This window comes from Collinsella sp. LCP21S3_A9, from assembly GCF_052118785.1.
Lineage (GTDB): Bacteria > Actinomycetota > Coriobacteriia > Coriobacteriales > Coriobacteriaceae > Collinsella.
In genome coordinates this window covers 69,891-89,415 of the sequence record NZ_JBQKGN010000009.1, presented here as the reverse complement: position 1 = coordinate 89,415, position 19,525 = coordinate 69,891, and the positions used below count along the sequence as shown (strand labels likewise).

General features: G+C 60.2%; 19 protein-coding genes. 1 reads left to right on the top strand and 18 read right to left on the bottom strand.

Going from position 1 to position 19,525, the window contains the following annotated elements:
- Nucleotides 1–290: 290 nt before the first annotated feature.
- From ACTQ05_RS05585 to ACTQ05_RS05575, 3 genes are all read right to left on the bottom strand, one after another.
- Nucleotides 291–1,691: a phosphoglucomutase/phosphomannomutase family protein gene (locus ACTQ05_RS05585; RefSeq protein ID WP_427719693.1), complete on the bottom strand. Its 1,401-nt coding sequence runs from the start codon at nt 1,689–1,691 to the stop codon at nt 291–293.
- 175 nt (nt 1,692–1,866) lie between these two features.
- A complete protein-coding gene (locus ACTQ05_RS05580) occupies nt 1,867–2,760 on the bottom strand; it encodes a homocysteine S-methyltransferase family protein (protein ID WP_441538268.1) in 894 nt (297 codons plus the stop codon).
- A gap of 12 nt (nt 2,761–2,772) precedes the next feature.
- The gene (locus tag ACTQ05_RS05575; protein WP_441538266.1) at nt 2,773–3,195 is read right to left on the bottom strand and encodes a metal-dependent transcriptional regulator; all 423 of its coding nucleotides are present in this window, start codon (nt 3,193–3,195) and stop codon (nt 2,773–2,775) included.
- Between the two features lie 120 nt (nt 3,196–3,315).
- On the opposite strand from ACTQ05_RS05575, the gene pepT reads away from it, so the two are divergent.
- On the top strand, nt 3,316–4,563 hold the full coding sequence (gene pepT / locus ACTQ05_RS05570) for a peptidase T (protein ID WP_427719695.1): 1,248 nt from the start codon (nt 3,316–3,318) through the stop codon (nt 4,561–4,563).
- 253 nt (nt 4,564–4,816) lie between these two features.
- On the opposite strand, the gene ACTQ05_RS05565 is transcribed toward pepT, so the two are convergent.
- The 15 genes from ACTQ05_RS05565 to ACTQ05_RS05495 form a co-directional block, all read right to left on the bottom strand.
- Nucleotides 4,817–6,070, bottom strand: a complete 1,254-nt coding sequence (locus ACTQ05_RS05565; protein ID WP_441538264.1) for an LCP family protein — start codon at nt 6,068–6,070, stop codon at nt 4,817–4,819.
- Nucleotides 6,071–6,082: 12 nt separating this feature from the next.
- A complete protein-coding gene (gene murA / locus ACTQ05_RS05560; protein ID WP_441538262.1) occupies nt 6,083–7,366 on the bottom strand; it encodes a UDP-N-acetylglucosamine 1-carboxyvinyltransferase in 1,284 nt (427 codons plus the stop codon).
- Nucleotides 7,367–7,454: 88 nt separating this feature from the next.
- On the bottom strand, nt 7,455–7,847 hold the full coding sequence (gene atpC, locus ACTQ05_RS05555) for an ATP synthase F1 subunit epsilon (RefSeq protein WP_441538272.1): 393 nt from the start codon (nt 7,845–7,847) through the stop codon (nt 7,455–7,457).
- Between the two features lie 5 nt (nt 7,848–7,852).
- On the bottom strand, nt 7,853–9,307 hold the full coding sequence (atpD, locus tag ACTQ05_RS05550) for a F0F1 ATP synthase subunit beta (protein ID WP_427727748.1): 1,455 nt from the start codon (nt 9,305–9,307) through the stop codon (nt 7,853–7,855).
- Nucleotides 9,307–10,215, bottom strand: coding sequence for an ATP synthase F1 subunit gamma (atpG, locus tag ACTQ05_RS05545; protein WP_441049241.1), 909 nt, complete (start codon nt 10,213–10,215; stop codon nt 9,307–9,309). Before atpG ends, atpD begins: the two co-directional genes overlap by 1 nt.
- 5 nt (nt 10,216–10,220) lie before the next feature.
- Nucleotides 10,221–11,828 (bottom strand): F0F1 ATP synthase subunit alpha, encoded by a 1,608-nt coding sequence (atpA, locus tag ACTQ05_RS05540; RefSeq protein ID WP_441063903.1) that lies wholly within the window; start codon nt 11,826–11,828, stop codon nt 10,221–10,223.
- Between the two features lie 2 nt (nt 11,829–11,830).
- A complete protein-coding gene (locus ACTQ05_RS05535) occupies nt 11,831–12,307 on the bottom strand; it encodes a F0F1 ATP synthase subunit delta (protein ID WP_427727743.1) in 477 nt (158 codons plus the stop codon).
- The gene (atpF, locus tag ACTQ05_RS05530) at nt 12,300–12,896 is read right to left on the bottom strand and encodes a F0F1 ATP synthase subunit B (RefSeq protein WP_427727741.1); all 597 of its coding nucleotides are present in this window, start codon (nt 12,894–12,896) and stop codon (nt 12,300–12,302) included. Before atpF ends, ACTQ05_RS05535 begins: the two co-directional genes overlap by 8 nt.
- Nucleotides 12,897–12,917: 21 nt before the next feature.
- Entirely contained in the window at nt 12,918–13,109 is a 192-nt protein-coding gene (locus ACTQ05_RS05525) for an ATP synthase F0 subunit C (protein WP_427727739.1), read from the bottom strand.
- 98 nt (nt 13,110–13,207) lie between these two features.
- Nucleotides 13,208–14,005, bottom strand: coding sequence for a F0F1 ATP synthase subunit A (gene atpB, locus ACTQ05_RS05520; RefSeq protein WP_441032000.1), 798 nt, complete (start codon nt 14,003–14,005; stop codon nt 13,208–13,210).
- Between the two features lie 45 nt (nt 14,006–14,050).
- Nucleotides 14,051–14,344: a hypothetical protein gene (locus ACTQ05_RS05515; RefSeq protein ID WP_441067848.1), complete on the bottom strand. Its 294-nt coding sequence runs from the start codon at nt 14,342–14,344 to the stop codon at nt 14,051–14,053.
- 468 nt (nt 14,345–14,812) lie between these two features.
- Nucleotides 14,813–15,460, bottom strand: a complete 648-nt coding sequence (gene upp, locus ACTQ05_RS05510) for a uracil phosphoribosyltransferase (protein ID WP_040359658.1) — start codon at nt 15,458–15,460, stop codon at nt 14,813–14,815.
- 123 nt (nt 15,461–15,583) lie between these two features.
- Nucleotides 15,584–17,125, bottom strand: a complete 1,542-nt coding sequence (gene glpK, locus ACTQ05_RS05505) for a glycerol kinase GlpK (protein ID WP_154518372.1) — start codon at nt 17,123–17,125, stop codon at nt 15,584–15,586.
- A complete protein-coding gene (locus tag ACTQ05_RS05500) occupies nt 17,079–17,882 on the bottom strand; it encodes an L-threonylcarbamoyladenylate synthase (protein ID WP_427747817.1) in 804 nt (267 codons plus the stop codon). The genes glpK and ACTQ05_RS05500 overlap by 47 nt, the downstream gene beginning before the upstream one ends.
- 209 nt (nt 17,883–18,091) lie before the next feature.
- Nucleotides 18,092–19,342, bottom strand: a complete 1,251-nt coding sequence (locus ACTQ05_RS05495) for a N5-glutamine methyltransferase family protein (protein WP_441538259.1) — start codon at nt 19,340–19,342, stop codon at nt 18,092–18,094.
- Nucleotides 19,343–19,525 lie beyond the last annotated feature (183 nt).

The window sequence follows — 19,525 nt, the reverse complement described above, 5'->3', positions numbered from 1 at the left end:
CTTGCGAAAAACGAATCCAAGTCAGACCATTTCAAATGGTTCGATGTCTGCCCGGATGCGACACATCTGGTGTGTCCATCCTCGCAGTATCCGGTTCTCAAGGTGCACGCCTGCGCCGGTTCCCGGTCCGACCGGGCCGCGCGGCAAGGAGATATATTGCCAGACCGGAGGGGCCCGCGGGGCGGGAATCTGGTTGCACACAACTCCTACACATTTATACCCGCAGCTGACGCTTGCCAGTCGTTACCTACCACTCGCCGAGCATATCTTTATATTGATCAGCCCCATGGCTAGAGCCGATATGCGCCCCGAGCCAAAGCGCAGCCGGCATCAAGCAACTCGTCGCGCTCCTCCACCGAAAAGCCCTCGGCGTACACTCGCACCACCGGCTCAGTGCCACTCGGGCGAACCAACAGCCAGGTATCATCCTCAAATGCCAAACGCAAGCCGTCCATGTGACTTACGCTCTGCGGCGCCTTGCCGCAAATCGACTTGGGATTCACACCGGGAAGCAGCGTGCGCAGCGACTCGGCATCTTCTGCCTCAAGTCGTAAATCTCGGCGGCCATAACTTGTTTTTCCAAAACTCGCCTCGAGCTGATCGACCAGCACGCCCAGCGAAGCCCCCGTCTTTGCCATGAGCTCACACAGGAGTAGGCAAGCGAGGATGCCGTCACGCTCGGGCATATGCGCGGCAATGCCGATGCCACCGGCCTCCTCACCGCCCATAAGCACCCCGTCTTTTTTCATCTCGGCGGCTATATATTTGAAGCCAACCGGTTTTACGGTCACGCGGCAACCGAGTGCCTCGGCAACACGACGTACAAGCGTCGAGCACGATAGATTGACGACGACTCGCCCCTTCAAATTGCGAAACTGAACCAATTCGCCCATTACGAGCGCCATGATCTGATGCGGATGTATATATCTACCGCGCTCGTCGACCGCGCCAATACGGTCAGCATCGCCATCGGTCACCAGGCCGGCACACGCGCCGTCTTCGATAACTGCACGCTCGCAGGCATCCACCCACGGCTCTACGGGATCGGGACAGATATCCCTCCAATCCGATGCTTGCCCCGCATGAATCTCATGGACCTCAACACCCAGCTCGCGCAGCAAATCGGCAAGATAACCTTGAGCCGCTCCCCCCATGGGGTCGACCACCACGCGCAGACGAGCGGCACGAATGGCATCGGCATCGACAAACGATGCTACCGCTCGCATATAGTCGGGAATGATATCCGCCGTGCGATACTGCTCCTCGAGCCCCAGAGGTTCGGCGGCCATCGTTGCCTCGAGTTCTTCGATGACGTCCTGGTTTGCCGTGGAACCATCGCCCATGCGCAGTTTGAGACAGAGATAGCCCTGCGGATGATGTGAACCGGTCACCATGAGCGCCCCGCACGCCTCGCCATCGTATGCGGCAGCCCACGTGATGGCAGGCGTGGGTACAAAACGGGCCGCGAGCACGGCATCAAGGCCATGGGCCGCAAGCACGCCAGCTGCAAGTTCTGCAAACTCGCGCGCCCGGGGACGGGTGTCATACCCGATATATACCGTCTTGCCGGGATATGTCTTTTGCCAGAGCTCGCCGGCGGCATCAGCGATACGGGCAACATTGTCAGCGTTAAAATCCTCGCCGACGCGAGCGCGCCAGCCATCAGTTCCAAAATGAATTATCGCGCACACTCGCAGACACCTCGCAGTGTTTGGATCATGGTACGCAAGTGGTATACCCGCAACGAGTGCCCGGCAAGCCGCCGGCGCACGCATTCACCGTTTAGGCAAAAGCCGTCGAGGGCGCATATAGACAAAAAACCCGCCCCGGTTGGGGCGGTAATTCGAATGTGCTTTTCTTGGGACTCTATATATCGAGCGCGTCTGCCATAGCAGCCGTCGTGATCGCCGTGGTTCCGCAACAGCCACCAGCCATTGCGGCGCCAGCCCGCTTCCACTCGACGCATGCGCGCGCGAAAGCTTCGGGGTCCTCGTGCCACACGGGCCCATCTTGCGTTTGGACCGGATTTCCCGCATTGGGACGTACGGTAACGGGCGTCGTGGCTATCTTGACCATTCTTGGTACCGCAGCGGTAGCCGCTGTCAGGGTGCAGCAATTGACCCCAACCGAGCTCGCACCGTGCTTCTCGGCATACAAGATGGCACCTTCGATGTTTAGGCCATCACCCAGCAGGTCGCCCTTGTCATCAATAGCAAAGCTCACCAGAACGGGCATGCCATCAGCGGCATCATGGACACCGGCGAGCACGGGCTGCAGATTGCGGATAGACGTGATCGTCTCGACCAGAATCCCGTCGACGCCGGCGTTGAGCAGGGCGGACGCCTGCTCGCGAGCATTTGCGCGAATCTCTCGATACTCGGAAGAATCCTCGACAAACCACTCAATCGCAATAGGCCCCATGGACCCCAGCAATAGCTGGGGATTTGCCTGGCGGGCATCGTCGACCGCCCCGCGATTGACCTCTGCCATAGATGGAGCGATTTCATCGCGATCGAGCGCAAAACCCGATGCCTGGAACGTATTGGTAATAAGCACCTGTGCACCAGCGGCGGCATACAGTCGGTGGATGCGAGAAACCGTCTGCGGTTCGGCGAGGTTCCAAAATGCCGGCGGAATATCGGCAGCACCGTATTCACTCAGCAGCACGCTGCCCATCGGACCCTGTGCCAGCAGCGTCTCGCTGGCAAGTCGGCGCATAAGCTCCTCGCCGCCGAAGCGATTGTAATAACTCGTATCCATATATATGTTTCGCTATTCCTCGATGCTGATTCCCTGCTTTTCGAGATAGGCGAGCCAACGGACCATTGTGTCCTCGGAAAGCGCGTGCTCCATCATACAGGCCTCGGCATCGGCGCGCTCAAAGTCGACGCCGAGCTCCTGGACCAAAAATGTGCGAATCAGGCGATGGCGATACCAGATAGCCAAACCGACCTCGCGCCCACGGTTGGTCAGGATAACCTTGCCGTAGTGAGACTGCTCGACAAGTTCGGATGCCTTGAGAGCCGAAACCGCCTTGTTGACCGATGCCTTCGAAACGCCAAGGCGCTGTGCGATATCGACCGACCGCACGCCATTAGTCTCCCCATCCTCGCGCTCGATGCGAACCATGCACTCCAAGTAGTCTTCGTTCGCCACCGTTAGATGTAGCTCGCGCGAGCTATTTGTCGTATCCATGAACATCCGTCCCTTCTGCATTCAATGGCTGATTCTACCCCATCCAAGCGTCGCGGTATGCCGCGGCATACCGTGCTAGAGTTCTTGATGCACACGACAACCAAGATTGGAGCGGTCTCTATGGAAAACACCACCACGAACCCCGACGTACTCGAGCGTTTCTTGCGCTACGTCCAGATCAACACACAGTCCGAGGATGCCAACTGTGACCAGGTGCCGTCGAGCACCGTCCAGTTTGATCTTGCCAATGTGCTTGCCGAGGAATTGCGCGAGCTTGGTGCAACCGATGCCCATGTAACCGAAAACGCCTATGTCTGCGCTCACATTCCCGCGAGCGCCGGCTCCGAGAATAAGCCCGCCTTGGGCCTGATCGCGCACCTCGACACCACCGAGGTCGCACCGGGCGCCGGCGTAGCGCCGCACATCGTGCACTACGAGGGCGGCGACCTGGTTTGCGGCATCGTCGACGGCAAGCCCGTATCCATGAGCACCGCCAAGCTCCCCGCCCTCAACAACCTTTTGGGCGAGGACCTGGTTTGCACCGACGGCACCACGCTGCTGGGCGCCGACGATAAGGCCGGTGTCGCCGAGATTATGGCGCTCGTCGCACGCATTGCACAGGACCCCAGCCTGCCCCACCCCACGCTTGGTATTTGTTTCTGCCCGGACGAGGAAATCGGCCACGGTGCCGAGCTGTTGGATATCGAGGACTTTGGCTGTAAGTATGCCTACACAGTCGACGGCGGTCCGGTTGGCGAGCTTGAGTGGGAGTGCTTCAACGCCGCCGAGGCTACCGTTAGCTTTGAGGGCCAGTCCATTCACCCCGGCGACGCCAAGGGCCGCATGGTTAACGCGGGCAATCTGTTCTGCGACTTCAATGCCCTGCTTCCCTACGTGCAGCGTCCGGAATACACCGAGGGCTACGAGGGCTTCTATCACCTCGAGGGCGTTTCTGCCACAGTCGACCATGCCACGGCGCGCTATATCGTCCGTGATCACGATGCCGCCAAGTTCCAGCAGAAGCTCGATCTGATGGATGCTGCCGCCGCGCTGCTCAACCAGCGTCTGGGCGAGGAGCGCGTAACGGTCGAGATCAAGCACCAGTACCGTAACATGGCCGAGATTGTCCGCGACTACCCAGAGCTGATCGATGTCGCTAAGGAATCCTTCCTTGCCTGCGATGTTGAGCCCCAGGTGCTGCCGATTCGCGGCGGCACCGACGGTGCACAGCTGTCGTTCCGCGGCCTGCCCTGTCCCAACCTTTCGACGGGCGGCTACTGCTACCACGGCGTCAATGAGTTTGTTCCGGTCAGCTCGCTTGTCAAAATGACCGACGTCTTGCAGGAGCTCGTCGCCCGCTTCGCATAAGGAACTCGAATAATCTAGGTAAGCAAAATCGCCCCGTCCTCAAAACCGAGAACGGGGCGATTTTTTGGTGCAAGGGGAGTAGTCGGCATCGCTGGTTGAATCAACGTCAGCGAGCGACGTCCAGGGCGAACAAGTTGGCATGAAAAAGGCAGGACATTGATTCTGGTCATGCCCTGCCTTTTGAATGACAAATTGTCGCTCTGGGCGGCGCGCAACGTCGAGCCGTTGCGCGGACTGGCAAGCCCGCGCAACCCTAGTAGTTGGCTTCGTAACCGTTGCCGTCGCCAGTGGGCTCCTCGTAATAATATGAGCTGTAATCCGAATCGTCCGAATAGCTCGAATCGTCCGAATAGCTCGAATCGTCCGAGCTTTCCGACGAACCGGCCGTACCGTAGGCGTAATCGTCAGAAGTATGGTTGCTCAAATCACCGATTGTGGAGCTGGTTCCGTCGGATAGGCCCATGGTGTTTGGTCCCTTAGGATCCTTGCCGGCATCGACGCGCGCCATCATCTCCTTAAGCTCGTCCTCGTAGACAAAGACATAGCTCTGGCCGTCGATCATGGTGGTTTCATCTGCGTAGGAAGGCAGATTCGCCGAATAGATGCCATCGACATCCATGCCGCGCATAGCATTGACCGTAGACACGATGTCCTGAACGCTCATATCGGTCACAAGCATATCGGACAGCGAATTAACCAGGTCGAAGACCTTCGTAGCATCAAAGTTGTTGAGAATCTGGTTGGCAAGGGCACCAAGCACCTGGCGTTGGTGACGCATGCGCGTATAGTCGCCGTCGGCATAGGTATAGCGGCAACGGGCATAGGTGAGCGCGGTAGCACCGTCCATGTGCTGCTGGCCTGCCGTAATCTTAATGTCCAGATGCTCGGGGTCATCGACATCATCGGTGGCGTTGATGTCGATACCGCCCACAGAGTCAATCAATGATTGCATACCGTCAAAGCTAACCTCGGCATAGTGGGAAATCTGCACGCCGCACAGCTCATTGACCGCTTGAACCATGGCCTCGGCACCGCCATAGGTATGGCAGGCGTTGACCTTCATGGTTTCGCCGTTATAGACAACCTTGGTATCACGTGGAATGGATATAAGCGTAGCCTGCTTTTGCGTAGGGTCGATGCGCGCCAAGATAATTGAATCGGCGCGATACGTGTCCTCGCCCGGACGACCATCGGTACCCAAAAGAAGCACGTAGAACGGATCCTTGGCCTCATTGGTATCCACCAAGATATGGCGCAGATTGTCGGTAATGACATTGGAATCGCCAAGCTTGCCCATAATGTTGGCGAACCACAGCCCGGCGGCAGTCGTAGCGCTCAACAGCACGCCAAGCACGGCGATAAGCGCAACGCGACGGATTGTCTGGCCGCGGCGGCGCTGACGAGCGCGCTCGGAGTAGCGTGCAACATTATCGCGACTGTAGATCTTGGCCTGTGCGCCGGTTGAAGGTCTTCGAGTATCCGCTAAGGGCTTCTTATTATTAAACATAGGCAACCTGCATTAGTAGATGACGGGATCGGGAACAGTGGCGTGCTCGACGTTTGCACCAAGTGCCTGCAGTTTTTCGACAAACTGCTCATAGCCACGTTTGATGTGATGGATGGCCGAGACCTCGGTAACGCCGTCGGCGATAAGGCCAGCAACGACGAGCGCGGCGCCGCCGCGCAGATCAGGCGAGGTAACCTGTGCACCCGAGAACCCCTTGACGCCATGAATCATGGCGTGATGGCTTTCGATGCGGATATCCGCGCCCATACGGACCAACTCCGACGCGAACATGAAGCGGTTCTCGAAGATATTCTCGGTAATCACAGAGCTGCCATCAGCAAGAGCGGAAAGCACCATGATCTGTGCCTGCATGTCCGTCGGGAAGCCCGGGAACGGAAGTGTCTGAATATCGACCGGCCTGATGCGCTCGACACGACTCACGTGAACGCCATTCTCGATTCGCTCACACTCGACACCCATGAGCTCCATCTTCTTGAGCACCATGCCCAAGTGAATGGGGCAAAAGCCCGTAACGTCGACTCCGCGGTCATCGGCCATCAGGGCACCGGCAACGATAAAGGTGCCGGCCTCGATGCGGTCGCCCACCACGCGATGGGTAACGGGATGCAACTCGTCCACACCTTCGATGGTCACGACGGGCGTGCCGGCGCCAACAATCTTGGCGCCCATCTCGTTGAGCATGTTGGCAAGGTCGACGATCTCGGGCTCGCGAGCCGCATTATCGATAACCGTAGTGCCTTGTGCGCGCACGGCCGCCATGATGAGGTTCTCGGTAGCGCCGACGCTGGCAAATTCAAGCGTAACCGTGGTACCACGCAACCCCTGAGGAGCGTTGGCATTGATGTAACCGTGTGCAGTGTCGAATTCTACGCCCAGCGCCTCAAGACCCAAGATGTGCATGTCGATCTTACGGGCACCCAGATTGCAGCCACCCGGCATGGCAATCTTGGCACGATGGAAACGGCCCAGCAGGGGACCCATCACGGCCGTGGAGGCGCGCATCTTGGCGACAAGCTCGTAGGGAGCCTCCCAGGAATCAACCTGAGAAGTGTCGATCTCGAGCGTATGCTCATCGAGAACGTCAATCTTGGCGCCCATACCCTTGAGCACCTTGCCCATAACATGGACATCCGAGATATCGGGCACGTTCTGCAGCGTCGTCTTCCCCGGTGCCAGAAGCGTTGCCGCCATGAGTTTGAGTGCAGAGTTCTTTGCACCCGAAACGGGCACGGAGCCTCCGATGGTGTGGCCACCTTCAACACGGATAATATCCAAGGTCTACCCTTTCAAAAAGCATGCCCGGGATGGCTGGGCCATCCCGGGCATGATGTGTTCGCAAATGGTCGAACGCCAAATCGTTTGACTATTGGGCAAGCATGAGCTTACACCATGCGATTTCATTATAGAGGTAGGCGCGGCGTGCATCATCCTCCGACAAATTACCCAGCTTCTCTTCAAAACCTTGAATATCAGCTTTAAGCTTGTCGGCATCGACGGTCGCCAAATCGCAAGCGCGCTCGGCGAGGATAATCACGACATCGTCCGCAACCTGGGCATAGCCGCCGTCCACAGCAAACGTGTGGTCGACGGTGCCCATTTGCTTATCACAAACGCGAACGTAGCCGCGATCGATCGTGCAGATCTCGCTAGCGTGACGCGGAAGAATGCCGAACTCGCCGTCCGTGGAAGGCAGGGCGACAAATGCCGCCTCACCTTCATAGGCGCAGCTCTCCGGACACACGATGCGGATTTGCATAGCCACTACTTCTCCTCCATCTTGGCGGCGCGCTCGCGCACGTCGTCAATCGTGGACGCATAACGGAACGCCTGCTCGGGCAGGTCGTCGCACTCGCCGTCGACAATGGCGGCAAACGAGCGGACCGTGTCCTCGACACGGATGTAGACACCGGGGTTGCCGGTGAACTGCTCGGCGACGTGGAAGGACTGAGACAGGAACTGCTGGAGCTTACGGGCACGGTTGACCGTAAGGCGCTGCTCCTCGGAAAGCTCGTCCATACCCAGAATGGCGATGATGTCCTGCAGGTCGGAGTACTCCTGGAGCAGCTCTTGGACTGCGACGGCCACACGATAGTGCTCCTCGCCGACAATCGAGGGATCCAGGGCGTCGGAAGAGGAAGCCAAGGGGTCGATTGCGGGATACAGACCGAGCTCGGCGATGGAACGCGAAAGAACGGTCGTGGCGTCGAGGTGTGTAAACGTCGTGGCGGGAGCCGGGTCGGTCAGGTCGTCTGCAGGGACGTAGACAGCCTGAACGGAGGTGATGGAACCCGTCTTGGTCGAGGTAATGCGCTCCTGGAGGTCGCCCATCTCGGTAGCCAGCGTGGGCTGGTAGCCAACAGCGGACGGCATACGGCCCAGAAGGGCGGAAACCTCGGAACCGGCCTGGGAGAAGCGGAAAATGTTATCGATGAACAGCAGGACGTCCTGGCCACGATCGCGGAAGTACTCAGCGGTGGTGAGGCCGGCCAGACCAATGCGCAGACGCGCTCCAGGCGGCTCGTTCATCTGACCGTAGACCAAGCAGGTCTTATCGATAACGCCAGACTCGCTCATCTCGAGGAACAGGTCGGTACCCTCACGGGTACGCTCGCCAACGCCGGTGAACACCGAGGTGCCGCCATGCTCCTGGGCGAGGTTGTTGATGAGCTCCTGAATCAGAACGGTCTTGCCGACGCCGGCACCGCCAAACAGACCCGTCTTGCCGCCACGGATGTAGGGCTCGAGCAGGTCGACGGCCTTAATGCCGGTCTCGAAAATCTCGGTCTTGGTAGTGAGCTCGTCGAAATGAGGTGCCGGGTGATGGATGGGATAAAACTCATCGATCTGGGGCATGGGCTTGCCATCGACAGGCTGGCCCATAACATTCCAAATGCGGCCGAGGGTCTCGGGGCCGACGGGCATCTTCATGGGTGCGCCGGTGTCGACCGCGACGACGCCGCGCTGCAAGCCGTCGGTCGACGTCATGGCGACGGTACGAACGACACCGCCGGGAAGCTGAGACTCAACCTCCAGGATGGTGCTGATGTGACCCATCGGCGTATCGGCCTCGACCGTGAGCGCGTTGTAGATCGAGGGGACAGCGCCATCGAACTTAACGTCGACAACTGCGCCGATGATACGGACGATACGCCCCTCACCGGCCGTCTGACGTGCCGTGGCCTCCTCGACCGCCGCTTTAACGGTGGTATCTGCCATTAGTGTTCCTCCAATGCTGCGGCTCCGCCCACGATCTCGTTGATCTCCGTGGTAATGGAAGCCTGACGCACGCGGTTATACGTACGGGTAAGAGTCGAGATGATCGACGACGCGTTCTCCGTGGCGGAGTGCATGGCCTTACGGCGCGCACCCTGCTCGGCGGCGGCCGAATCGATCAGCGCCTGGTGAATGACGGTCAGGATGTAGCTGGGGACCAGCTCAGCCAACACATGCTGGGCGCTCGGCACGAACTTGAACGAGGACGAGACGCGCTCGGGGCCCTCGTCTGCGTTCTTGCGCGGGCCATGTGCCATGGCGATCATCTCGGGGTCGAGCGGAAGCAAATGCTCGGTACGAAGAACCTGATCGACGCGGTTGCGAGCGTGATGGTACACGATCTCGACGCGGTCGAGCTGACCCTTGGAGTACTCGTCGCAGATATAGCTCGCGATCATGCGGGCATCCTCGAGGCTCGGGTCGGCCGAGGAACCCTCGAAGTGCATGACCGTGTTGGCACGGCTGCGGAAATACTCGCTCGCCTTGCGACCGCATGCGATGATCTCGCACTCGGCGCCATCATGTGCCCATTCGCGAGCGATTTTCTCGCAGGTGCGCTCAACGTTGACGTTGAAGCCGCCCGCCAGACCGCGATCGGACGTGATCGCGATGATCAGACCGCGCTTGAACTCCTCATGCGTCTTGAGCATGGGGTTGTCGCCGGCAGTCTCTGTATCGCTCGCAACGGTGTGCATGACGTCGGTGAGCGCCTTCTTGTAGGGCTCAGCCTGCGTGGCTCGATCGAGCGCGCGACGGATCTTGGCCGTAGATACCATCTCCATCGTGCGCGTGATCTGCTTGGTGCTCGTGACCGAGGAGATTCGCTTCTTAATGTCGCGAAGGTTAGCCATAGAGCTTAGTTCTCCTCTGCGCCCTCAGCTGCGCTCGCGGTGGAGGCATGCTTGGAGGCGTACTCGTTCTTGAAATCGGTGATGGCCTGAAGCAGCTGCTCTTTGGTCTCGCCGTCGATCTTGTTGGTACGGACCTTCTGCAGCAAGCCGCCAAAGCCAGCATTCATGTACTCGAGCAGCTCGGCGCGGAACGGCAGCACCTCGGAAAGGGGCAGGTCGTCGATAAAGCCCTCGTTGCCGGCGAACAGCGTAACGATCTGCTCGGCGACGTCGAACGGCTTAAAGCGCGCCTGCTTAAGAAGCTCGGTCATGTGCGCACCGTGGGTAAGCTGCTTTTGGGTGGCTGCATCCAGGTCGGAACCGAACTGGGTAAAACCGGCGAGCTCACGGTAGGCGGCAAGGTCCAGACGGAGGTTGCCGGCGACCTGCTTCATGGCCTTGGTCTGAGCGGAGCCACCGACGCGCGACACCGAGATGCCGACGTCGACTGCCGGGCGCTGGCCCTGGAAGAAGAGCTCGGACTGCAGGTAGATCTGACCATCGGTAATGGAAATGACGTTGGTCGGAATGTAGGCCGAAACGTCGCCGTCCTGGGTCTCGATGACCGGCAGGGCCGTCATGGAGCCGTAGCCGTTCTTCTTGGACATCTTGACGGCACGCTCGAGCAGGCGAGAGTGCAGGTAGAAGATGTCGCCAGGATAGGCCTCGCGTCCGGGCGGACGATGCAGCGTCAGCGACATCTGACGGTAGGCCACAGCCTGCTTGGACAGGTCATCGTAGATGACGAGCACATGGCCGCCGGGGTTGGTCTCGCTGGCGGGCTCGCCGTTCTCGCCGTTGTACATAAAGAACTCGCCGATAGCGGCACCGGCCATAGGGGCGATGTACTGCATAGGGGCCGAGTCGGCAGCGGTAGCCGAGACGATGATGGTGTAGTCGAGTGCGCCGTGCTGGGCGAGGGTCTCACGGATGTTGGCAACCGTAGAGGCCTTCTGGCCGATAGCGACGTAGATGCAGACCATGTCCTTACCGCGCTGGTTGAGGATGGCATCGATCGCGATGGCGGTCTTGCCGGTCTTACGGTCGCCGATGATGAGCTCACGCTGGCCACGGCCGATAGGAACCATGGAGTCGATAGCGAGCAGACCAGTCTGAACCGGCTCGCAGACCGGGGTGCGGTCGATAACGCCGGGGGCCTTGAACTCGATGGGGCGACGGTGCGTGGCGACGATATCGCCCAGGCCGTCGATGGGCTGGCCCAGCGGGTTGACGACGCGACCGAGCATGGCGCGGCTCACGGGAATATCCATGACGCGACCGGTGGTACGGCACTCGTCGCCTTCCTTGATGACGTTGACGGCGCCGAACAGAACAGCACCGACCTCATCGCGGTCGAGGTTCTGGGCAAGGCCGTAGACGGTCTCGCCGGTCTCGGAGCTCTTGAACTCCAAGAGCTCGCCGGCCATGGCGTTGCGCAGTCCCGAGACGCGCGCGATGCCGTCGCCAACCTCGTCAACATGGGAAACCTCTTGCGTGTCGACGGTAGCCGCCAGGCCATCGAGCTTCGCCTGCAGGGCGCGGGCGATGCTTTCGGCATTGAGGGTATCGGACATAACTAGGCTTCACCTCCGTTATTCAAAATCGTGGAACCGAGGGCCTCACGCGCTGCGCGCAGCTGGGTCTTGACGGTAACGTCGCGACGCTGGCCGCGGGCCTCGAGAATCAGACCGCCGATGATGGACGGATCGACCTTCTCGATCAGGAACACCTTGCGCTTTAGATCGGCCTCGCATTTCTCGGTAATCGTGCGGCGCAGCTCGTCATCGAGCGGGACAGCCGTGGTGACGGTGACGCCTACGACGTCCTCGTCGGTCGCGGTTACCATCCGATAAGCCGATGCAATCTGCGGCAGAAGATCGAGCTGGCCGCGCTCGAACACGGTACCGAGGACAGCAAGCACCTCGGGGCTGGCGTTCGCGATGACCTCAAGCTCGTGAAGATCGCGGAACACACGGCCCTCGGCCTTAGCGGCCTCTAGGAGGGTACGTGCATAGGTCTCGAGAACCCTGTTCTCCATGCGGCTGTTAGGCATTCAGGCTACCTGCTTCCTTGATGTAGCGCTCGATCAGACGACGCTGCTCGTCGTCGTTCTCGAGGGCCTCGCCGACAATCTTGGTCGCAACGGAGACGGAAAGATCGGCGATGGAGCCGGCAGCGGCGGCATAGATGGAGTTGCGCTCGTCCTCGGCGTTGGCGTGGGCCTTGGCAATGATGTCCTCGGCCTCCTCGTGAGCCTTGGCGATAATGCGGGCGCGCTCGGACTCGGCGTCCTGACGGGCGGCGGTCACGATGTCGGCAGCCTGACGGCGGGCGTCGGTGAGGAGGGCGTCGGACTCCTTGCGGGCCTCGATGGCCTTGCGCTTGGTGGTCTCAGCCTCATCGAGGCTGTCCTTGATGCGCTTGCCGCGCTCTTCCATCGTCTGCAGAATCTGCGGCCAGGCAAACTTGGCCAAAACGATGAAGATGATGAGGAAGGCAATGAGTGCAGGGACGAATTCCGCCATCTTGGGGACGAGGATCTCGGCCTTGTTCTCAGACTCCTCGGCGAATGCCGACACCGGCATGGCGAGCATGGCGCCCGTCAGCGCAGCAGCGACTTTCGCGTGGTTGAAATGCTTCATGGCGACTACCTTCGTGCTCAATTACGAAATCAGCGTAACGACGAAGCCGATCAGGCCCAGAGCCTCGGTGAATGCAGATGCAAGAATGAAGACGGTGAAGGCACGGCCCTGGACCTCAGGCTGACGAGCCATAGCGCCCGTAGCACCGAGTGCTGCAAGACCAATTGCGAGACCGGCACCGATAACGCCGAGACCATATCCGATAACTCCCACGATTCCTCCTTTGTCGTGCGCGTGTGCGCAGGATAAATACCTATGTTGTAGAGGCGCACGCGGGTGCCGCGCCTCCGAACACCAAATAAATGCGACCGCTAGTGGGCGTCAGCCTCTGCGATCTGAATGTACACGGCCTCGAGGACCGTAAAAACGTATGCCTGAACAAAGGCAACGATCAGCTCGACGGCGTAGATTACCAAAAGAATCAAAACCCACGCCACGCTGGGCAGGGCGCCCACGGCGTTCATGGCCGTAAAGTGCTCCAGCATCGGCTGGGCAAAGAGTGTGGCCATGATGGCGAACGAGCCCATGACGATGTGGCCGGCGAACATGTTGCAGAACAGACGGACGGCGAGCGTGACCAGGCGCAGGCACAGCGAGAAGAGCTCGATGACCCACACGAAGACGTTCATGGGGAAGGCGACGCCCGCAGGGGCGAGGCTCTTGAAGTACCCAAAGAAGCCGTGCTTCTTGATACCAAAATAGATGAAGTACACAAACGACACGAGTGCGAGGGCGGCGGTACAGCCGATGGCACCGGTGCCGGGCTTCATGCCGGGGATGAGGCCGATAAAGTTGTTGATCAGGATAAAGAAGAACAGCGAGGCCAAAAACGGGAAGTGCTTCTTCCAGTTGTCGCCAACGACACCCTTGGCGATATCGTCCTGCACGTACTCGATGACCCACTCGACGCCGTTAACGAAGAAGCCCTCGGGGACAACCTTCTGCTTCTTAGTAAACGCGAAAAAGACCACGAACATGACGACAGCGGCGATAAGCAGCCAGAACGAGTACTGCGTCAGGCCCGCGTTAAGGTCACCCACGACCGGAGCCGAGGAGAACTCAGCGACGAGCTCGGCGATCGCGCTGGGTAACTTGGCAAATGCGTCCAAGATTCCACCTTCCCTGTTTGCCCGCACCAAGGTGGGGCAACGCCTTTAATCCTTCATAATCACCATGCAGGCGATCACGATCCAACAAATCAAAAACCCGGCGAGCTCGCCGCACAAAAAGGCGATGAGCGCCACGGGGGCTACCAGGTGCACAATTACGACGCCCATAAAGAGCACCGCAAACGACACTATGGTACCCAACATGCCTACCGTCATGTTGGCATCGCGTCGATGCGCCAGCACCGGAGCAAGCGCAAGGTACAACGGCAAAAATGCAACAAGACCGACGACGAATCCCGTTGCGATGAACGGCACGTGGCCTGCCAGCTCAACCGGCATGTGCGTTCCCTTCTCGCGACATATAGCCCACATGGAGCCATACCCCGCTCACATCGTCCTAGTATTTTAGGGCGCGTGATTGCAAAATCAATGCACTGTTACCCAACCTTAATCGCGTCTTTAGCCCCTTGGGGTGTCAAACGGACAAAAGGCCGAGCACTGAGGACGAATGGGTCGCGATGGCCGACGAGCGTACTTGACAAACGCCGCCGCACCCGCGTAAGCGCAGCACGACAGCGTTGTTGACTATTGTACGAACCGAACACGCGATGACAAGTGGGAAAACGTAAGTTAATACACAACTGTACATTTTCTTAAGACACTCTTTATACCGTACCTACGGTATAGCGCGTTTTGGGCCCTCGGTGGCTGCGACGACACTCATAAATATGCGTGCAGGCGTCACTCGTACACCCGCACGCACCAATCATGCACGAATGAGCACGTGCAGCTGCCCATGCCTGGCGACTAGAGCGTGCCGTAGATGCGGTCGCCGGCGTCGCCGAGGCCGGGAACGATGTAGGCGGCCTCGTTGAGATGGTCGTCGATGGCGCAGGTATAGATATGCACATCTGGGTCCTTCTCGGTCAGCGACTTGAGGCCCTCGGGGGCCGCGACGATGCACAGCATGCGGATGTCCTTGACACCGCGCTCGCGCAGGTAGCTGATGGCCATCTCGGCCGAACCGCCCGTGGCGAGCATGGGGTCGACAACCAGGCAGATGCGCTGGTCGATATCCTTGGGCATCTTGCAGTAATACTCATGCGGTTCGTGGGTAACCTCGTCGCGCTCCATACCGATGTGGCCCACGCGAGCGGAGGGCACCAGGTCGAGGATGCCGTCAACCATGCCAAGGCCCGCACGCAGGATGGGCACGATGGCGAGTTTCTTGCCGGCGAGCTGTTTGAACGTGGCGGTAGTGATGGGGGTCTCGACCTCGACGTCTTCCATAGGCAGATCGCGCATGGCCTCGTAGCCGTCAAAAAGCGCGAGTTCGCGCACGAGCTGGCGGAACTGATTGGTGCCGGTGTTTTTGTCGCGCAGGATCGACAGCTTGTGCTGGACGAGCGGATGATCGACAAGCGTCACACGGGACGCATCGTAGGTAACGGTCATGAGTTGATTGCCCCTTTCGTTGCGGCCGTAAAACGACCTTGCTGGCATGGCGCGCAGCGATGTTGCCGCCGCGCGCCATACACAAGTTTAGCGGTTTGCTGTATCGAGTGGCCCGTCGCAGCCCTACTGTGCGGTACTGAGCGAGCGCTTGACCGCATCGCGCCAGCCCGCAAGGTTTTGCTCGCGGCGCTCGGCGGACATGTGGGGAAGGAAGGTCCTAACGATCTGGGCATTTTGCTCCAGCTCTTCCAGGTCTTCCCAATAGCCGACGGCAAGGCCCGCCAAGTACGCGGCACCGATTGCCGTGGTCTCCACCGTCTCGCATTGCAGCACGGGGATATCCAGCAGGTCGGCCTGGAATTGCATGATGAACTCGTTGCGCGACGCGCCGCCATCGACAGACAGGCGTTCGATCGAAAGCCCCACGTCCTGTTCCATGGCGCGCAGCACGTCGTAGCTCTGATATGCCATGGATTCGCAGGCGGCACGTACGATGGTCGCACGGCTCGAGGCGCCGGTCAGACCGCACACGATACCGCGGGCACGCGGGTCCCACCAGGGGGCGCCCAAACCCGCAAAGGCGGGAACGAAGTAGCAGCCCTCGTTGTCGTTAATCGAAGCGGCGAGTTGTGCAGACTCGCTCACGCTCGAGATGATGCCCATGTTGTTGCGAAGCCAGTTCATGGTGGAGCCGGCAGCAAAGATGGAACCCTCGAGTGCATAGCTGATCTTGCCGTCCGCGGCGATACCGATGGTGGAGACCAGACCGTTCTTGGATTCGACGACCTCGTCGCCGGTGTTCATGAGCATAAAGCAACCAGTGCCATAGGTGTTTTTGGTCTGGCCGGGATGGAAACAGCAGTGGCCGAACAGCGACGCCTGCTGGTCGCCCGCCACGCCCATGATGGGTGGCATGTTGGTCATGATGTCGCTCGCGACGCGGCCGTAGTCGCCCGAGCTCCAGCGAACCTCGGGCATCATGGAACGTGGAACGTCAAAGAGCGCCAGCAGGTCGTCGTCCCAATCGAGCGTATGGATATTAAAGAGTGCCGTGCGGCTGGCATTGGTGTAGTCGGTGGCAAAGACCTGGCTGCCGGTGAGGTTGTAGATGAGCCAGGTGTCGATGGTGCCGAACATGAGGTCGCCCGCCGCCGCGCTCTCGCGTGCGCCGTCGACGTTGTCGAGAATCCACTGCACCTTGGAGGCCGAGAAATACGGGTCGAGCGTAAGCCCCGTGCGGGAGCGCACCAGCTCTTCTGCGCCCTGCTCAACCAAATTATCGATCAGAGACGCGGTGCGACGGCACTGCCATACGATGGCGTTATAGATGGGCTGGCCGCTCACGCGGTCCCAGACCACCGTGGTCTCACGCTGATTGGAGATACCGATGGCGGCGATGCGATCGGAATGAATCCCGCTCTTAAACTGAACCTCCATCATGACCGCAATCTGGCTGGCAAGGACCGCCATGGGGTCTTGCTCCACCCAGCCGGGACGCGGGAAGCTGGTTTTGACGCTGCGGCGCGCTTGGGCGACGATGCAGCCGTACTCGTCGACGATGGTCGCAAGTACCGAGGTGGTGCCGCAGTCGAGCGCCATGATGTAGGAACCGCCAAAGTCAAACGAGGCATCTTCCATGCCCAGACTGCCCAGATTCAACGACATCGCTTACACCTTTCTGTTGCATCGGGTCGGACAGGACCCGCTCAATCTCTGACGCGGGAAGTGCGCCTTGGCGCAGGATCTGGAGCCCGCCGTGCTGGAACGACACGATGGTCGAAGCGTCGCGGCACGGCGTCTCGCCCGCGTCGACGGCCACGTCGACCCCTTCTAGAATGCGGTCTTCAACGTCGGCAAAGCTTGCCGGCGCGGGCGCGCCGTGTGTATTGGCGCTCGTACAGGCAAGTGGGCTGCCACAGGTGCAGATGAGCGCCTGTACCACGGGCGATGCCGACGCGCGAAGAGCCACCGTGTCGTCGGCGGCACGCATAAAGGTCGGCACGCAGGGAGCCGCCTTGACCACAATAGTCAGGGCGCCCGGCCAGCATCGTCGGGCAAGTATGCGTGCCTCTTCTGGGATATCCACGCCGTAGCGGTCGAGGGCCTCGGCATCATCGACCAGCCAGGCGACCGTTTGGGTGAGCTCACGCTGCTTGAGGGTAAAGATGCGACGGTAGCCGGTACCGAGCGCGGGCACCGCGGCGCCGTTGACGGCAGCCTGCGGATCGCGCGGCCACGGCAGAGATTCGCTTGTATCTTGGGGCACGGCGTCCGAGAAGGCGTTGACTGCCACAGCGACGCCATAGACGGTCTCGGTTGGAATCAGGGCCAGGCCGCCACGGCCGAGCACCTCGGCCGTACGCTCGACGGCGAGCCGATGCGGCTCGCGCGCTCCCTCGAATACCCGATAGACCGTCTGCATGTGTATGCCAGCCCCTTACACTCTGGTGAAAGTTTGTTTACTGAGGGGCATTCTCGCACGAAACGTTTAACCTATTTGTCCACAGCGCATGTTGGTTTGGTGAGCGGCTATAGCAGTCGGTGAAAGTGAGGGGTAATTGAGCCGTGACAAGCCTCTTTACATTTCCGGCGCAGCGCTCCCGCCACCGCGCCACCAATACGCTTCGTACTTTACTGACGTTGCTTGGGCTCGGTGACGATAGCTCGAACGATGCGGGGACGATCGGTGAGGTCACGGACGATGCGTACGTCCGAAAGACCCGCCTGGCGGCAGAGCTCGGCCGCGGCGTCGAGGGCGCCCTCATAGAGCTCGCAGGCAAACAGGCCGCCGGCGCGCAGCATATAGGGCGCCGCATTGAGCAGGCGGCGGAAGATATCAAGGCCATCGGCGCCGCCCTCGAGCGCCAAATCGGGCTCAAAGTCCTTGACCTCGTGCGGCAGCGAGCGCATGACGTCAGTCGGGATATAAGGCGGGTTGGAAACGAGCACGTCGAAGGTGCCCCACTCCTCGCGGGGGATAGAGCTCACCAGGTTCGTGAGGCTGAAGGCGACCTCATCGGACGTAAGCCCGAGTGCATCGCGGTTTTTGGTGGCCAGGTCGATGGCGCGCGGCTCGATATCGGTAGCGGTGCAGGCGACATGGCCGCGACGCTCCCAAGCAAGGGAGAGCGAAATGCAGCCCGTGCCGCAGCCGACCTCGAGAACGCGGGCAATGCGGGGGTCGGCAGGCACAGACGCGGCGGCATCCTGCACTGGGGCCGTCTCTTGTTCGACGCCTTCGATGGCAATGCCGTATTCGTCGAGCTCGGGCTCAGCGACTTCCGCGGTCTCGGCCTCAGCTGCCTGCGCGGCGGCTTCCTCGGCCTCACGATCGGCCAGCTCCTCGGCATAAGCTCGGCTGCCCAGCACGTCTCCGCCCAACGCCGCCTCATCGGCAGCCGTGAGGTTGGCGGCACGGCGCTCGGCAGTCGCGCGTTCGTCAGCCAATGCGACTTCGGCTTTACGCGCCTGCTCGACCTCGTCGTTCCATGGCAACTCTACGCGCTGGCGGGTGACAGCCTCGGGGCTCAGAACCTCGGCATCCAGATAATTGAGGACTTCCTCGACGAGCATCTCGGTCTCGGGACGTGGAATGAGCACGCCGGGGGCGCACGCGACGTCGATCATGCGGAACTGCGTGCTGCCGGTGATGTACTGCAGCGGCTCACCCTTGGCGCGACGGACAACCGCCGCGTGCATGGTCTCGAGCTGCGCTGCATCGAGCGTGTCGTCCATACGCATATATAAGTCGATGCGCGCTAGGCCCGTGGCTGCGCACAACAGCCACTCGGCAGAAAGACGGGGGTGCTCTTCGCCGCGCTCGGCTAGGTACTCCTTGGTCCACTCGAGACAACGCCTGATGGTCCAGATCTCGTTTGCCATGGGTCCTCCCCTCTTAAGCGCCGGGCGGCGCGCGAATGTCGGAGCAGATTGTACGCGAGGGCGGCACGCGGCGAGAGACGATTGGAAGCGATTATCGAGAATCAGCCCAGAATTTTGCACCGGGCTCGCTCAAAGTGTTCATTCGCCGACGTCTAGATTTGCATTCGTCAAGCTTTTGGCAAG

What these genes read in the sequence shown, in the direction of transcription:
- ACTQ05_RS05580 (WP_441538268.1), bottom strand. Translation starts at nt 2,760, where the DNA reads ATGGATACGAGTTATTACAATCGCTTCGGCGGCGAGGAGCTTATGCGC.
- ACTQ05_RS05575 (WP_441538266.1), bottom strand. Translation starts at nt 3,195, where the DNA reads ATGGATACGACAAATAGCTCGCGCGAGCTACATCTAACGGTGGCGAAC.
- pepT (WP_427719695.1), top strand. Translation starts at nt 3,316, where the DNA reads ATGGAAAACACCACCACGAACCCCGACGTACTCGAGCGTTTCTTGCGC.
- ACTQ05_RS05565 (WP_441538264.1), bottom strand. Translation starts at nt 6,070, where the DNA reads ATGTTTAATAATAAGAAGCCCTTAGCGGATACTCGAAGACCTTCAACC.
- atpC (WP_441538272.1), bottom strand. Translation starts at nt 7,847, where the DNA reads ATGCAAATCCGCATCGTGTGTCCGGAGAGCTGCGCCTATGAAGGTGAG.
- atpD (WP_427727748.1), bottom strand. Translation starts at nt 9,307, where the DNA reads ATGGCAGATACCACCGTTAAAGCGGCGGTCGAGGAGGCCACGGCACGT.
- atpG (WP_441049241.1), bottom strand. Translation starts at nt 10,215, where the DNA reads ATGGCTAACCTTCGCGACATTAAGAAGCGAATCTCCTCGGTCACGAGC.
- atpA (WP_441063903.1), bottom strand. Translation starts at nt 11,828, where the DNA reads ATGTCCGATACCCTCAATGCCGAAAGCATCGCCCGCGCCCTGCAGGCG.
- ACTQ05_RS05535 (WP_427727743.1), bottom strand. Translation starts at nt 12,307, where the DNA reads ATGCCTAACAGCCGCATGGAGAACAGGGTTCTCGAGACCTATGCACGT.
- atpF (WP_427727741.1), bottom strand. Translation starts at nt 12,896, where the DNA reads ATGAAGCATTTCAACCACGCGAAAGTCGCTGCTGCGCTGACGGGCGCC.
- ACTQ05_RS05515 (WP_441067848.1), bottom strand. Translation starts at nt 14,344, where the DNA reads ATGCCGGTTGAGCTGGCAGGCCACGTGCCGTTCATCGCAACGGGATTC.
- upp (WP_040359658.1), bottom strand. Translation starts at nt 15,460, where the DNA reads ATGACCGTTACCTACGATGCGTCCCGTGTGACGCTTGTCGATCATCCG.
- glpK (WP_154518372.1), bottom strand. Translation starts at nt 17,125, where the DNA reads ATGTCGTTGAATCTGGGCAGTCTGGGCATGGAAGATGCCTCGTTTGAC.
- ACTQ05_RS05500 (WP_427747817.1), bottom strand. Translation starts at nt 17,882, where the DNA reads ATGCAGACGGTCTATCGGGTATTCGAGGGAGCGCGCGAGCCGCATCGG.
- ACTQ05_RS05495 (WP_441538259.1), bottom strand. Translation starts at nt 19,342, where the DNA reads ATGGCAAACGAGATCTGGACCATCAGGCGTTGTCTCGAGTGGACCAAG.